At 55.9% G+C, this 13,487-nt stretch carries 15 protein-coding genes; 11 read left to right on the top strand and 4 right to left on the bottom strand.

Translation table 11 applies throughout. The features are described from left to right. Positions 1–37 precede the first annotated feature (37 nt). Together AAIR21_RS18615 and AAIR21_RS18620 are read left to right on the top strand one after the other, a co-directional pair. Positions 38–988, top strand: a complete 951-nt coding sequence (locus AAIR21_RS18615) for a carbamate kinase family protein (protein ID WP_182268865.1) — start codon at positions 38–40, stop codon at positions 986–988. A gap of 16 nt (positions 989–1,004) precedes the next feature. After that, a complete protein-coding gene (locus AAIR21_RS18620; RefSeq protein ID WP_182268866.1) occupies positions 1,005–2,384 on the top strand; it encodes an amidohydrolase family protein in 1,380 nt (459 codons plus the stop codon). A gap of 18 nt (positions 2,385–2,402) precedes the next feature. Here the strand turns inward: AAIR21_RS18620 and AAIR21_RS18625 are convergent, their stop codons facing one another. Continuing rightward, complete coding sequence (locus tag AAIR21_RS18625) at positions 2,403–3,323, bottom strand: LysR substrate-binding domain-containing protein (protein ID WP_020883878.1); 921 nt, start codon at positions 3,321–3,323, stop codon at positions 2,403–2,405. A 281-nt stretch (positions 3,324–3,604) separates the two neighbouring features. On the opposite strand from AAIR21_RS18625, the gene AAIR21_RS18630 reads away from it, so the two are divergent. From AAIR21_RS18630 to AAIR21_RS18650, 5 genes are all read left to right on the top strand, one after another. Then, complete coding sequence (locus tag AAIR21_RS18630; RefSeq protein WP_014171298.1) at positions 3,605–4,936, top strand: MFS transporter; 1,332 nt, start codon at positions 3,605–3,607, stop codon at positions 4,934–4,936. Between the two features lie 35 nt (positions 4,937–4,971). After that, complete coding sequence (locus AAIR21_RS18635; RefSeq protein ID WP_014171297.1) at positions 4,972–5,721, top strand: SDR family NAD(P)-dependent oxidoreductase; 750 nt, start codon at positions 4,972–4,974, stop codon at positions 5,719–5,721. Positions 5,722–5,733: 12 nt separating this feature from the next. Then, positions 5,734–6,579 carry a transketolase gene (locus AAIR21_RS18640; RefSeq protein ID WP_020883879.1) on the top strand — a complete coding sequence of 282 codons (846 nt, stop codon included), beginning with the start codon at positions 5,734–5,736 and terminating at the stop codon, positions 6,577–6,579. Beyond that, positions 6,579–7,577 carry a transketolase family protein gene (locus AAIR21_RS18645; protein WP_020883880.1) on the top strand — a complete coding sequence of 333 codons (999 nt, stop codon included), beginning with the start codon at positions 6,579–6,581 and terminating at the stop codon, positions 7,575–7,577. Before AAIR21_RS18640 ends, AAIR21_RS18645 begins: the two co-directional genes overlap by 1 nt. Positions 7,578–7,650: 73 nt before the next feature. After that, on the top strand, positions 7,651–8,385 hold the full coding sequence (locus AAIR21_RS18650) for a class I SAM-dependent methyltransferase (RefSeq protein ID WP_182268869.1): 735 nt from the start codon (positions 7,651–7,653) through the stop codon (positions 8,383–8,385). On the opposite strand, the gene AAIR21_RS18655 is transcribed toward AAIR21_RS18650, so the two are convergent. After that, complete coding sequence (locus AAIR21_RS18655; RefSeq protein WP_025203409.1) at positions 8,379–8,981, bottom strand: short chain dehydrogenase; 603 nt, start codon at positions 8,979–8,981, stop codon at positions 8,379–8,381. The genes AAIR21_RS18650 and AAIR21_RS18655 overlap by 7 nt on opposite strands. A gap of 97 nt (positions 8,982–9,078) precedes the next feature. Between AAIR21_RS18655 and AAIR21_RS18660 the strand changes: the two genes are divergently transcribed. The 3 genes from AAIR21_RS18660 to AAIR21_RS18670 all read left to right on the top strand — a co-directional run bounded on the left by AAIR21_RS18660 (position 9,079) and on the right by AAIR21_RS18670 (position 11,839). Next, positions 9,079–9,987: a LysR family transcriptional regulator gene (locus AAIR21_RS18660; protein ID WP_032678815.1), complete on the top strand. Its 909-nt coding sequence runs from the start codon at positions 9,079–9,081 to the stop codon at positions 9,985–9,987. Between the two features lie 66 nt (positions 9,988–10,053). Next, positions 10,054–11,235, top strand: coding sequence for a PLP-dependent aminotransferase family protein (locus AAIR21_RS18665; RefSeq protein WP_182268870.1), 1,182 nt, complete (start codon positions 10,054–10,056; stop codon positions 11,233–11,235). Between the two features lie 85 nt (positions 11,236–11,320). Further along, positions 11,321–11,839, top strand: a complete 519-nt coding sequence (locus AAIR21_RS18670) for a DUF6622 family protein (RefSeq protein ID WP_032678813.1) — start codon at positions 11,321–11,323, stop codon at positions 11,837–11,839. Positions 11,840–11,841: 2 nt separating this feature from the next. On the opposite strand, the gene AAIR21_RS18675 is transcribed toward AAIR21_RS18670, so the two are convergent. Continuing rightward, positions 11,842–12,261, bottom strand: a complete 420-nt coding sequence (locus AAIR21_RS18675) for a nuclear transport factor 2 family protein (protein ID WP_160890554.1) — start codon at positions 12,259–12,261, stop codon at positions 11,842–11,844. Positions 12,262–12,330: 69 nt separating this feature from the next. Here AAIR21_RS18675 and AAIR21_RS18680 point away from each other — a divergent pair, with 69 nt between their 5' ends. Next, a complete protein-coding gene (locus tag AAIR21_RS18680) occupies positions 12,331–13,089 on the top strand; it encodes an AraC family transcriptional regulator (RefSeq protein ID WP_181012593.1) in 759 nt (252 codons plus the stop codon). On the opposite strand, the gene nudI is transcribed toward AAIR21_RS18680, so the two are convergent. Next, the gene (gene nudI / locus AAIR21_RS18685) at positions 13,061–13,486 is read right to left on the bottom strand and encodes a nucleoside triphosphatase NudI (protein WP_063925506.1); all 426 of its coding nucleotides are present in this window, start codon (positions 13,484–13,486) and stop codon (positions 13,061–13,063) included. The genes AAIR21_RS18680 and nudI overlap by 29 nt on opposite strands. Position 13,487: the final 1 nt, after the last annotated feature.

Here is a 13,487-nt window from a genome sequence, read left to right on the forward strand (position 1 = left end):
TGATGTCCTCACCCCGCACCATTTCAAAGGAAACACTATGAAAGAGCTCATGGTCGTCGCCATTGGCGGCAACAGCATTATCAAAGATAACGCCAGTCAGTCCATTGAACACCAGTCACAGGCCGTGAAATTGGTTGCAGAGTCAGTGCTGGAGATGCTGGCGTCTGACTATGACATCGTGCTCACTCACGGTAACGGCCCCCAGGTGGGGCTGGATCTGCGCCGCGCTGAAATTGCTCACGAGCGGGAAGGACTACCCCTCACGCCGCTGGCAAACTGCGTGGCGGATACCCAGGGCGGTATCGGCTACCTGATCCAGCAGGCACTCAATAACCGCATGGCCGCCCACGGCGAGCAAAAAGCGGTCACGGTCGTCACGCAGGTGGAAGTGGATAAACACGATCCGGGTTTCGCCCATCCCACCAAACCTATCGGCGCGTTTTTCAGTGAGACGCAGCGTGATGCGCTCCAGCGTGCCCATCCTGACTGGCATTTTGTTGAAGACGCCGGGCGCGGTTATCGCCGGGTGGTGGCCTCACCGCAGCCGCTGCGTATCGTTGAAGCGGAGGCTATCAAGACCCTGACGCAAAAAGGCTTTGTGGTGATCGGGGCGGGCGGTGGTGGTATTCCGGTGGTGCGCACAGCGCAGGGGGATTACCAGAGCGTCGATGCGGTGATTGATAAGGATCTCTCGACCGCGCTGCTGGCCCGCGAGATCCATGCCGACGTGCTGGTGATCACCACCGGGGTGGAGAAAGTGTGCATCAACTTTGGTAAGCCAGACCAGCAGGCGCTGGATACGGTGAATGTGGCGCAGATGAAACGCTACGTGGCGGAGGGGCACTTCCCGGCGGGCAGCATGCTGCCGAAAATCGTCGCCTCGCTGGCGTTTCTGAACGACGGCGGCAAGCGCGTGATCATCACCTCGCCGGACTGCCTGCCTGCGGCGCTGAGCGGTGAGACCGGTACCCACATTGTGAATGCGTAAGTAAAAGGAAGAGAAGATGAGTGAGAATAAAAGCCGACGCGAGTTTATTAGCCAGAGCGGCAAAATGGTTACCGCCTGCGCCCTGTTTGGCACCACTGGCTCCGTCGCGTATGCTGCAGAGACTGCGAAACCACGTTGTGAGACAGGCAAACCGATGAACATTACCGCCAGACACTACTACCTGGATAACGTGCTGCTGGAGGCCGGGTTCAACGTTGACGGCGGCGTGGCGATAAGCACCCGCACCGAACTGAAAACACTCGAAATTAATGACGGCAAAATTGTCGCCCTGCGTGATAACAAAAGCCATGCCGATGCCACGCTGCCACACTATGATGCAGGCAGTAAGCTGATGCTGCCGGCGATGCGCGACATGCATATCCACCTGGATAAAACCTTTTACGGTGGTCCCTGGCATTCCCTTAACCGCCCGGCGGGCACGACCATTCAGGACATGATCCGTCTTGAACAAAAATTGCTGCCAGAGTTACAGCCCTACACGCAGGAGCGTGCGGAAAAGCTTATCGATCTGATCCAGTCGAAAGGCTCCACCCTCGCCCGCAGCCACTGCAATATTGAGCCGACATCTGGCCTGAAGAATCTGGAAAATCTCCAGGCCGTCTTAGCGCGCCGCAAGCCGGGGTTTGACTGTGAAATTGTCGCCTTCCCGCAGCACGGCTTGCTGTTGTCGCACTCCGAAACGCTGATGCGCGAGGCCATGCAGGCTGGCGCGCACTACGTGGGCGGTCTGGATCCGACTAACGTGGACGGTGCGATGGAAAAATCCCTCGACACGATGTTCCAGATTGCGCTGGATTATGACAAAGGGGTGGACATCCACCTGCATGAAACCAGCCCGGCAGGCGTCGCGGCGGTGAACTACATGGTAGAGACCGTGGAGAAAACGCCCGCGCTGAAGGGCAAACTGACCATCAGCCACGCCTTCGCGCTGGCCATGCTCAACGAGCAGCAGGTCGATGAAATCGCCACCCGTATGGCGGCGCAGCAGGTGACCATTGCCTCTACGGTGCCGATTGGCACCCTGCATATGCCGCTGAAGCAACTCCGTGACAAGGGGGTGTTCGTCATGACCGGCACCGACAGCGTCATTGACCACTGGTCGCCGTATGGGCTGGGCGATATGCTGGAAAAAGCCAATCTTTACGCCCAGCTCTATATTCGCCCGAATGAACAGACGCTCTCCCGCGCGCTGGGTATCGCCACCGGTGATGTGCTGCCGTTGAACGACAAAGGCGAGCGCGTGTGGCCAAAAGCGCAGGACGATGCCAGCTTTGTGCTGGTGGACGCTTCCTGTTCCGCCGAGGCCGTGGCGCGGATTTCACCGCGTACCGCGACCTTCCATAAGGGCCATCTTGTGTGGGGCACCGTCTCCTGACGCCACGTCGGGGTATTGCTACAGGTGATACCCCGACAGACGCAGCTCGCGATCAATCCATTCAACAAACTGCTGGATCTTCCAGGTGCGCTCGTTCATGTGCGGCATCACCAGATGATGCGCATTAATGGCGATCCCCGTTTCATCTGGTAGCACCTGCACCAGGGAGCCATCGTTCAGGTGATCGGTGGCCATCATCTTGCTTTCCAGAATAAATCCCAGCCCCATGCGCGCGGCTTCAAAGCTCATGTAAGAACGATCAAAACTCAGGCTGAAGTTGAGCCAGGGGCGGTCGATATTGTGCCAGGCAAACCATTTTTCCCAGTTGACCAGGGTGCTGGTCGACGAGATAAGCGCCTGTGAAAGCAGGTCCTGCGGCGTGTTGACGGGATGTGCACGCAGATATGCCGGTGAGGCCAGCACCACCAGCGCATCGTTTTTAATGGTCATGACCCTGTAAGCGTCCCAGTCCGGGATGCCGTGGCGAATATCAATATCGATGTTATCGCGTGCAAACTGCAGGTTCTCATAGGAGCAGGAAAGATTGACCGTAATATCCGGGTATTCACTGCGAAATTTGCCGAGCCGGCGCAATAACCACGTCAGGCCAAACGTTGGTGAAGAGTGAACGCGCAATACCGGATTATCGGCCTCTTTCATCACCTGTTCGGTTGCACGGCCGATGGCGCTCATCGCTGCGGAGACGTCGCGCAGATATTTTTCCCCCGTCGGGGTCAGGGTCACGCCTTTGCCGCTGCGGATAAATAACTTCTTCCCCATCCAGGATTCCAGCGAGGCGATCTGATGACTGACGGCTGACGCGGTGACGTTAAGCTGTTCGGCCGCCAGATGGATACTGAGAGAGTTGGCCACGGCGATAAAGGACTGAATATTTCGCAGCGAGGGTATGGGGAGGGTCTGGCGATCCTGCGCGGGCATGGCCCACTCCTTTTAAACGAGACAATTTTAAAAAACATAACATTGCGGCATCGCGTCAGCAATTTTTACCCGGCTGAATGGATTAAACATGATCCTGTTCACAGTGTTTTATCGATGAATATTGATGAGGGTTACATTTTATTTTTATGACCTGCATCGCGTATCAAATTTATCTCAGCAATAAATGAGTTTTATTGAATGGTGTTTCGTTCGATAGCCGATATATTGACGTTGAACGCATAAATAAAACGACTCACGTTGTTCGAATAATGAGGTAAAACATGTCTCGTATAGAACAAGTTGCCCCCTACATAGCGACAAAGAAAACCAATTACCGTTTCGTTGTGCTGGCATTAATTTTTATTGTGTATGCCATTAACTATGCCGACCGAACAAATATTGGTGCTGTACTTCCTTTTATCATCGACGAGTTTCATATCAATAATTTCGAAGCCGGTGCGATCGCCAGTATGTTCTTTTTGGGATACGCCCTGAGCCAAATACCGGCGGGCTTTTTTATCGCCAAAAAGGGCATTCGCGGGATGGTGGCGCTGTCGATATTTGGCTTCTCGGCGTTTACCTGGTTGATGGGGACTGCGACCTCAGTGCTGGGCCTGAAGTTTATCCGCCTCGGGCTGGGGTTAACCGAGGGGCCATGCCCGGTGGGGTTGGCATCAACGATCAATAACTGGTTTCCACCAAAAGAGAAGGCCACGGCGACCGGCGTCTATATCGCTGCCACCATGTTTGCCCCCATCCTGGTGCCGCCGCTGGCAGTGTGGATTGCCATGACATGGGGCTGGCGCTGGGTCTTTTTCTCTTTTGCCATTCCGGGGCTGGTCATTGCTGTCCTGTGGTATTTACTGGTACGTACCCGGCCTTCCGAGAGCCCTTTCGTGTCAAAGGGCGAACTGGAGACCATTACCGCAGGTCAGGCGACACCGGATGCCAGACGGGAAAATATCGTGATTTCCCCCGGCTTCTCCCGCCTTGACCGTCTGATCCGCGTACGGGATCTGTCGCCCATCAGCACGGTAAAAGGTCTGTTCACATCGAAAAATATTCTCGGTGACTGTGTGGCCTACTTCATGATGGTCAGCGTGCTGTATGGCCTGCTGACCTGGATACCGCTTTATCTGGTGAAAGAAAAAGGCTTTACGTTCATGAGCATGGGCCTCGTCGCGAGTATGCCGTGTATCGGCGGTTTTATCGGCGCGATTTTTGGCGGCTATGTCTCCGATAAATGGCTCGGGCGCAGGCGTAAACCGACCATGATGTTTACAGCCATCAGCACCGTACTGATGATGGTCATCATGCTGAATATCCCGCAAAGCACCGTTGCGGTTTGTGTCGGCCTCTTTTTTGTTGGTCTCTGTCTGAATATAGGCTGGCCCGCCTTCACCGCTTATGGAATGGCCGTTGCGGACAGCAAAACGTATCCCATCGCCGCATCAATTATTAATAGCGGCGGTAATCTCGGCGGATTTGTTTCGCCGATGCTGGCAGGTTATCTGCTGGATAAAACTGGAAGCTTTAATTCTGTCTTTATTTATTTCGGTATTTGCGCAGCAATTGGATTAGTCATGATTATCTTGCTGGAAGAACCGAAATAATAAATAAAACCTCTCTTACAATACTGGAGAAATATATGCTTCTGAAAGATAAAGTCGCCGTGATTACCGGCGCGGCTTCTGTGCGCGGTTTGGGTTTCGCCACGGCAAAATTATATGCCGAGCAGGGCGCGAAAGTGGTCATTATTGATTTAGATGCCGAGGCCAGCCAGCGTGCGGCTGCATGTCTGGGTGAAGGGCATCTGGGGCTTGCGGCAAACGTCAGCAACGAGTTGCAGGTGAACGCAGCCATTGAGCAGGTTCTGGGTAAATATGGGCGCATCGACATTCTGGTGAATAACGCCGGGATAACCCAGCCGCTCAAACTGATGGATATTAAGCGCGACAATTACGATGCCGTACTGGATGTCAGCCTGCGCGGTACGCTGCTGATGTCCCAGGCGGTGATTCCCACTCTGCGCGCGCAGAAGTCCGGCAGCATTGTCTGTATCTCTTCAGTTTCGGCACAGCGCGGCGGCGGTATTTTTGGCGGCCCGCACTACAGCGCTGCAAAAGCCGGCGTGCTGGGACTAGCCAAAGCCATGGCCCGTGAGCTTGGGCCGGATAACGTGCGCGTGAACTGCATCACCCCGGGGCTTATCCAGACGGACATCACCGCTGGCAAGCTGAGCGATGAGATGAAAACCGCCATTCTGGCGGGTATTCCGCTCAACCGTCTTGGTGATGCACAGGATGTTGCCCGTGCCGCGCTGTTCCTGGGCAGCGATCTCTCTTCTTATTCCACCGGTATCACGCTCGACGTGAACGGCGGCATGCTGATCCATTAAGGGGAGACGAGAATGACGAATACGACAGTTCAACAGGTTGCCGCGGCCGCGTGGCGCATTCGCCGCTACGCGCTGCGAATGGGCGAAGTACAAGGTCAGGGCTATATCGGTCAGGCGCTGGGCTATGCCGACGTGCTGGCAACTGCGTTTGCGCACGGTATGACCTTCAGGGCTCAGGAGCCGGAGTGGGAAGGCCGCGACCGCTTCCTGCTCTCCCACGGACATTACGCCATTGCGTATTATGCGGCGCTGATCGAGGCGGGGATCGTTCCTGAAGAGGAACTTGAAACCTACGGCTCGGATGACAGCCGCCTGCCGATGTCCGGCATGGCAACGTATACACCCGGCATGGAGATCTCCGGCGGTTCTCTGGGGCAGGGACTCAGCATTGGTGTGGGAATGGCGCTGGGGCTGAAACATAAACAGAGCACGGCGTGGGTAATTAACTCCATGTCTGACGGTGAGCTGGACGAAGGTTCAACCTGGGAAGCCGCCATGTCAGCCGCGCATCATGGGCTCTCGAACCTGATTGTGCTGGTGGACATTAACCGGCAACAGGCGGACGGTAATTCACATAACATCCTCGGTTTTGAGCCGCTGGAAGATAAGTGGACCTCCTTTGGCTGGTATGTACAACGCGTTAACGGTAACGATATCCCCGCGCTGGTGTCGGCGTTTGATAATGCCAGACGCTATCCCGAACAACAGCCGCGCGTCATCTTGTGCGACACGCTGATGGGCAAGGGCGTGCCTTTCCTCGAGCAGCGTGACAAGAACCATTTTATTCGCGTGGATGCCGATGAGTGGCAACAGGCGCTCGCCGTGCTCGATGCGAATAAACCAGAAGGAGTCCTGTAATGAGCCAGCCCGTCGAAAATAAACCGCGTTTAACCACCTCCGCCATGATTGCCTCAATTGCAGAGGAAGGGCAGGAAACCCGGGCCGCGCCGTTTGGCCACGCGCTGGTGAAACTGGCGGCTCAGCGCCAGAACATTGTCGGCATGACGGCAGATTTATCGAAATATACCGACCTGCATATCTTTGCTCAGGCATACCCTGAACGTTTCTTCCAGATGGGAATGGCGGAACAGCTGTTAATGGGGGCGGCAGGTGGGATGGCTAAAGAGGGCTTTATTCCCTTTGCCACCACCTATGCCGTGTTCGCCACCCGCCGTGCCTACGATTTTATTCATCAGGTCATTGCTGAGGAACACCTCAACGTCAAGATTTGCGCCGCGCTGCCGGGGTTGACCACCGGCTACGGGCCAAGCCATCAGGCAACGGAAGATATTGCGATCATGCGCGGCATTCCGGGCATGACCATTATCGATCCTTGCGATGCGATTGACACCGAACAGGCGGTGCCTGCCATTGCCAGCCACGAAGGGCCGGTTTATATGCGTTTGTTACGCGGTAAGGTTCCGGTGGTGCTGGATCAGTACAATTACCGGTTTGAAATAGGCAAAGCCGCGCTGCTGGAAGAGGGCAGTGATGTGCTGATTATCGCCTCAGGGCTGATGACCATGCGCGCACTGGAGGCGGCAAAGCAGTTGCGCAAGGATAATGTCAGCGTGGCGGTACTTCACTCACCCACGATTAAGCCCCTGGATGAAGCGACCATTCTGGCGCAAGCCGCGAAACCCGGACGTCTGGTTATTGTGGCTGAAAACCACAGTAGCGTTGGCGGGCTTTGTGAAGCCGTGGCGTCGCTGTTGATGCGCCATCGCGTTAACGTCGACTTTGACACCGTTGCGTTGCCGGATGCGTTCCTTGATGCGGGTGCGCTACCGACCCTTCACGCGCGTTACGGGATTTCGACTGCCGCCATGGTGGAGAAGATCCGGCGCAGGCTCTGATTTTCAGACGGGTATGTTGTCAACGGGCGAGGGGTGTTTTACCCTCGCCTCTGTTGCGATAAAGGAGTCCGTCATGGCACAAAACATCTACGACAACCCGGCGTTTTTTGAAGGCTATGCCCGGCTACCGCGTTCGGTGCAGGGTCTGGACGGCGCACCGGAATGGCCTGCGCTGAAAAGCATGCTGCCACCGTTATCCGGCAAGTCAGTTATCGATCTTGGCTGCGGTTACGGTTGGTTCTGTCGCGCTGCACGCGCGCTGGGGGCGGCAGAAGTGACCGGCGTTGATCTCTCCGAAAAGATGCTCGCCCGGGCGGCTGAACTGACGGACGACGTGCAAATACAGTATCAGCGCAGCGATCTGGCATCTCTGGCGTTACCTGAGAACAGCGTTGATTTGATCTACAGTTCACTGGCGCTGCACTACCTGCCGGTGCTGGAGACCCTGTTTGAAAAAATCCGGCGGGCGCTTAAACCCGGCGGCAGCCTCGTCTTTTCAATGGAACATCCGATTTACACCTGCGCCTCACGTCAGGGCTGGCTGACCGACGATAACGGCGAGCGTTTCTGGGGCGTTAATCGCTATCAGGATGAGGGCGAGCGCGTCAGCAACTGGCTGGCGGACGGGGTGATCAAATATCACCGTACGCTCGGTACCACGCTCAATGCGCTTATTAAGGCGGGGCTGACAATAACGGAAGTGAACGAATGGGGACCAACGCAGGCACAAATTGATGCATGGCCCGCGCTGGCCGAAGAGGCGGAACGTCCGATGCTGGTCCTGATTTCTGCCGCTAAGGCTCAGTAACCCACTTTATACACTCGTCCATTCTGCACTCCTTCCACGCTGCGACGATAGGCCTGCGCCACCGTTGCGGCGGGAACACTTTCAAAGCCCGGGAAGAAGCCTTCGTACGCTTCCGCTGATTCGGTAAGTACCGTCGGGCTAATCAGGTTGATGCGGATCCCGCGCGGCAGTTCACAGGCCGCAGCGCGGACAAACCCTTCCAGAGCGGCGTTCACCGTGGTGGCATTCACCCCCTGAGCGATAGGCTCATGCGCCACGATCCCGCTTATCAGGGTGATGGAGCCGCCTTCATTGAGGTAATGCTGGCCGGTCAACGCCAGACGAACCTGTCCCAGCAGCTTATCCTGCAAGCCCTGGTTGAAATCGCTGTCTTTCATGGTCGCGAGCGGGCCGAAGTGCAGGCCGCCACTGGCAGAGACAATCGCATCCACCGCACCGATGTTTTCAAACAATGCCTGGACGCTTGCCTGAGAGGTGATATCCACCTGGTAGTCGCCCTGGGTGCGACCCACGCGGATCACGTCGTGGCGACGGCTCAGCTCTTCTGTTACCGCACGACCGACCGTACCGCTGGCACCAATAATCACGATTTTCATAGCTGACTCCTTAGGTTGTGAGCCTTCATTCTTTAATAAATCAAAACTCAGATAAACTGGGCTAAAGTTAGAGGATTGCTAACCAGGGGTTTGGAATATGGATAAGCTTCGCAGCATGGAGACCTTCATTGCTGTCGTTGAGAGCGGCAGTTTTACCGGCGCGGCAGGCCGGCTGGAGATGTCGGCGGTGATGGTGGGGAAGTACATTGCGTTGCTGGAGTCTCAGCTCGGCACCCGGCTGCTGGAGCGAAACACGCGGCGTCAAAGTCTGACGGACGCCGGGCGGGTCTATTTCGACGAGGCGAAGCGGGTGCTGGAGCAGGTCTCTATCGCCGAAAGCGCGGTTGAGCGACTGCGTGCCGCCCCAGCCGGGACCTTGCGGGTCACTGCGCCCACCTCGTTTGGGGGTTGTGTGATAGCCCCCCTCACGGCGACCTTTTTGCAGCGCTACCCGGACGTGCGCGTGGAGTTGGATCTGACCAACCGGATGGTGGATCTGGTGGATGAAGGGGTCGATCTGGCCATTCGCATTGGTGACATTCATAACGACGATCTGGTGGCGAAATACCTCTGCCCGTACCGAATGGTGATCTGCGCGGCCCCGGCGTATCTGGCGCGTTACGGCACGCCGCGAACGCCTGCCGATCTGGCGGATCATCTCTGCCTGTCACACACGGTGTGGACCGCGCGTAACGAATGGCGGCTGCCGGGGGTTGAAGGTGAGATGCGCTGGAAGCGCGATGCCATTCTGCGCTGCAACGATGGCTATGGGCTACGGATGGCGGCGAGAGCGGGGGCGGGATTATTACTGCAACCCGAAGTGCTGGTGGCAGAAGAGCTGGCGAGCGGCAGACTGGTGCAGGTACTGGAGAACTACACGCCTGCGCCACGACCGGTACATTTGCTGTGGCGCCAGGATTTACGTCCGCTACCCAAGCTCACGCAATTTGTCGCGCATATTCTGCAGGGCGCGGAATATTTCGGCCATGCAGTTGAAGAAAAGTAATTATCAAAGCCGCAGACTTATGCTACTAAGATTAGGCACATTATAAAAAAAGAAGGTAAGCAAAGAATGTCTGTGAATAAACTCGCCAGCAGCGCACAGGGCCTGCAATCATCTGCCATCCGTGAATTATTAAAACATAGCAAAATGGCCGGGGTGATTTCGCTGGGTGGCGGTATTCCTAACCCTGCACTGTTCGATCATGAAGGCCTGAAAATTGCCGCTGATGCCGTATTATCACAGCATTTTGGTGAAGCTTTTCAGTACGGTCTGACCGAAGGCATCCCGGGGCTGCGTGAAGAAATTAAGCTCATCTGTGAAGGCCGCGGGATCTCCTGCAAGGCCGATGACGTGGTCATTACGTCCGGTTCGCAACAATCTCTCGATGTGCTGGCGCGGGCGTTAATTAACCCGGGCGATACCGTCGTCGTCGAACGTCCAACGTATCTAGCGGCACTGCAGGTATTTGGTCTGGCACAGGCCAAATTTGAATCCGTGGGCACCGATGGCGACGGAATGAAAGTGGATGAACTTGAAGCACTGGTGGCGAATAAAACCATCAAGGCGGTTTATATTGTTCCGACATTTGGTAACCCGGGTGGGGTAACGCTTTCTGAGGTGCGTCGTAAACAGCTGGTGGAATTATCGAAGCGCTATGACTTCGTTATTATCGAAGACGATCCGTACAGTGAAATTAATTATACCGATGAAGTGTTCCGCCCGTTAATTGCCCATGCCAAAGATATCGGCAATGAAGAGAACGTCGTCTATACCTCGACCTTCTCCAAAATCCTCGCGCCGGGCACTCGTGTGGGCTGGGTGCTGGTACCGGAGTGGCTGAAACGCGCGGTGGTTAATCTCAAGCAAACCACCGATCTGCACACCAGCACGCTGTCACAGCTGATGACCTACGAGTACCTGAAAACCGGTCGTCTGGCCGATCAGATTAAAATGATCCGTGAAGCCTACCGCCAGAAATACCAGACCTTTGCAAATGAACTGGAGGCGGAACTGGGTGATGTCATGTCGTTCCATAAGCCGAAGGGCGGAATGTTCCTGTGGGCCAAAATGAACAATGGCATCAACACCACGCGCTGGCTGGAAAAAACGTTAAGCAACGGTGTGGTTTTTGTGCCGGGTGAGTTCTTCTATTGCAATGAGCCAGACCATACGACGCTGCGCATGTCGTTTGTCACGCCAACCGATGAAGAGCTGAAAGAGGCGGTTCGTCGCCTGAAAAAATCGCTGTAACAGACCTGCGCATAATGGCACCTGTGCTGTTATGCGCATTACTTGTGCAGTGCGGCCAGCGCCGCAAGCGTTCATGGTGAATCCCATGTTTGAATTTCTGATCGGTATCCTCACGCACACCCCCGTCTGGGTGTGGGTTCTGTTTATCTTCCTTATCTCACGCGGCCTCAATGCCCGTAAGCCTGCCACCGTTACGCTGGAAAGGCTGGCCATCATTCCTGCCATCTTTCTTATCTGGGATATCTACGATCTGGTGGTCTATCGCGATCTTACTCTCGCGACGGTGGCCCTTTGGGTTGCGGGGATTGTGGCGGGCGCGGCGCTGGGGTATGTGCTGATTAAGCAGACGGTCATCACCCGCACCGACGCGCCGCGCACCCTTTATCGCCAGCCGGACTACACGGCACTGCCGTTTATGATGCTGGCATTTGGGGTGAAATACGTGCTGGGGGTGATGAACGCCCTCTCTCCCCAGACGTTGCAGCAGCCCGCCATGAGCGCGCTGGCGATAGTCTCCGGCGGGGTATTTGCCGGGGTGTTTATCGGGAAGTTTACGCGCTATGTGAGTGTGTATCTCAGCGGCGCACCGCAACCGGCTGAGTAACGTTAGCCCGTTGCATGGGCCAGCGCGCGAGCAGAAGCTTCACCGTTGGCTACTCGCGTGACTTCGTGGATCCGGCAGATTTTTCCTGCGCACAGCGTGGCAAACATATAAACCTCTATTTCAGCCTGATGGCCTTCGGGATACGTGACGGTCACGATATGCCGGTCAGCCAGCAGTGTGTCATGACACCCTATCTGTTCCACGCGGAAGGCGATATCGCGGATCTGCGAACGCACGTGCTCCAGGTGCTGAATAAAGCCAGAATAATCAAGAGAGTGACCGTCCGTGATCTGCTGATACTCTGGCGAAAAAACGTCTTTCGGATCAATCTCGCCTTTAAACAGGCGGGTCAGTAAACGGGACATTTCCTCACGCAAAATAGCATTGTCAGACTGGGTAATCAGGCGGGTGATGATGTTCATGGTGACTCCTCGTTGCGTTGAGCCGCCATTATCCTTGACAGACAGAGACTTAGTTTCTGTAATAAGCCAATGAATACCGATTTTCGGCCAAATAACGTGGTCAGCTTCGAGACACTTTTGCATCCAGGTGGATACCATACGCCGTGGCACAGCCATCAGGCCGGTCAGCTCTGGCGGATTACGACGGGTCTGCTGGTTGTCGAAACAGCGTCTGGGCGTTCGGTTGTACCGGCGCAACATATCGGCTGGATCCCGCCCGGTCAGGAGCATGCTGCCTTTTCCGGGAGTGCGATTGACGGTCGTGCGATCTATCTGGATCCCGCAGGGTGTGAAGCGCTGCCCGGTGAAACGACGCTTTTCGAACCCGACGAGCTCACCAGCGCGCTGTTTTCACGCTTAAACGCTGAAGGAAGCGGGTACGATCCGCGAAAGCTCACCCTGCTGCTGGATGAACTGGCGCGGGGCCGTCAGGTGCGCTATCTGCTGCCCATGCCAGCCGATCCCCGATTAAAGAAGGTAGCCAGCCATCTAATGCAACGTGTGGACGACAACCAGACGGTTGAGCACTATGCCTCCCTTGCGGGAATGAGCGTGCGGACATTCCACCGTCGGTTTAGCGCGGAAACGAGAATGAACGTTGTTAACTGGCGGCAACTTGCCCGCGTAATGCGGGCAATGGAGTGGCTGGCAGCAGGTAAACCGGTTGGCTGGATCGCGCTGTCGTGCGGCTACAACAGTATCAGCGCGTTTATTGAGGTTTTCAGGGCCTTTACCGGCAAAACGCCCGGGCAGTGGGCGCTTAAAGAAGCCCCTTCTGTGCGAAGGTAATGCGCGTGGCTTCGTTCAGATCCAGTGCTTTAATTGCTTCCGGGCGGACCCAGGCAACCTCCTGAAACTCGTCGTTAAACGTTACCTGCCGATTTGTGCTGATGCAGTCGAAAATCAGGTAAATCATATAAATCTCTTCCGTGGTGCCATCGGCATAGGTTTTCACCCGAATGTCATCGCGAAACGCCCAGGGTTTGACCTCCGTGATCTCCAGCACGTCGCCCAGCTCTTCGCGAATTTCACGGCGCAGCGCCTGCTCCATGGTTTCTCCCGGCTCCATCCCGCCGCCCGATAACGCCCACTGGCCGGGAAATACGCCGCGGTCATCGGCCATTTTGCACAGCAGATACGCCCCGTCGTTCTGAATGATGGGGCAGACAATAGTTCGTTGACGCATG

Source organism: Enterobacter sp. PTB, assembly GCF_051130085.1.
GTDB lineage: Bacteria > Pseudomonadota > Gammaproteobacteria > Enterobacterales > Enterobacteriaceae > Enterobacter > Enterobacter ludwigii.

Coding starts and splice junctions, on each gene's coding strand:
- AAIR21_RS18660 (WP_032678815.1), top strand. CDS start 9,079: ATGGATAAGCTTCGCAGCATGGAGACCTTCATTGCTGTCGTTGAGAGC.
- AAIR21_RS18680 (WP_181012593.1), top strand. CDS start 12,331: ATGAATACCGATTTTCGGCCAAATAACGTGGTCAGCTTCGAGACACTT.
- AAIR21_RS18655 (WP_025203409.1), bottom strand. CDS start 8,981: ATGAAAATCGTGATTATTGGTGCCAGCGGTACGGTCGGTCGTGCGGTA.
- AAIR21_RS18630 (WP_014171298.1), top strand. CDS start 3,605: ATGTCTCGTATAGAACAAGTTGCCCCCTACATAGCGACAAAGAAAACC.
- nudI (WP_063925506.1), bottom strand. CDS start 13,486: ATGCGTCAACGAACTATTGTCTGCCCCATCATTCAGAACGACGGGGCG.
- AAIR21_RS18640 (WP_020883879.1), top strand. CDS start 5,734: ATGACGAATACGACAGTTCAACAGGTTGCCGCGGCCGCGTGGCGCATT.
- AAIR21_RS18665 (WP_182268870.1), top strand. CDS start 10,054: ATGTCTGTGAATAAACTCGCCAGCAGCGCACAGGGCCTGCAATCATCT.
- AAIR21_RS18615 (WP_182268865.1), top strand. CDS start 38: ATGAAAGAGCTCATGGTCGTCGCCATTGGCGGCAACAGCATTATCAAA.
- AAIR21_RS18635 (WP_014171297.1), top strand. CDS start 4,972: ATGCTTCTGAAAGATAAAGTCGCCGTGATTACCGGCGCGGCTTCTGTG.
- AAIR21_RS18620 (WP_182268866.1), top strand. CDS start 1,005: ATGAGTGAGAATAAAAGCCGACGCGAGTTTATTAGCCAGAGCGGCAAA.
- AAIR21_RS18645 (WP_020883880.1), top strand. CDS start 6,579: ATGAGCCAGCCCGTCGAAAATAAACCGCGTTTAACCACCTCCGCCATG.
- AAIR21_RS18625 (WP_020883878.1), bottom strand. CDS start 3,323: ATGCCCGCGCAGGATCGCCAGACCCTCCCCATACCCTCGCTGCGAAAT.
- AAIR21_RS18675 (WP_160890554.1), bottom strand. CDS start 12,261: ATGAACATCATCACCCGCCTGATTACCCAGTCTGACAATGCTATTTTG.
- AAIR21_RS18670 (WP_032678813.1), top strand. CDS start 11,321: ATGTTTGAATTTCTGATCGGTATCCTCACGCACACCCCCGTCTGGGTG.
- AAIR21_RS18650 (WP_182268869.1), top strand. CDS start 7,651: ATGGCACAAAACATCTACGACAACCCGGCGTTTTTTGAAGGCTATGCC.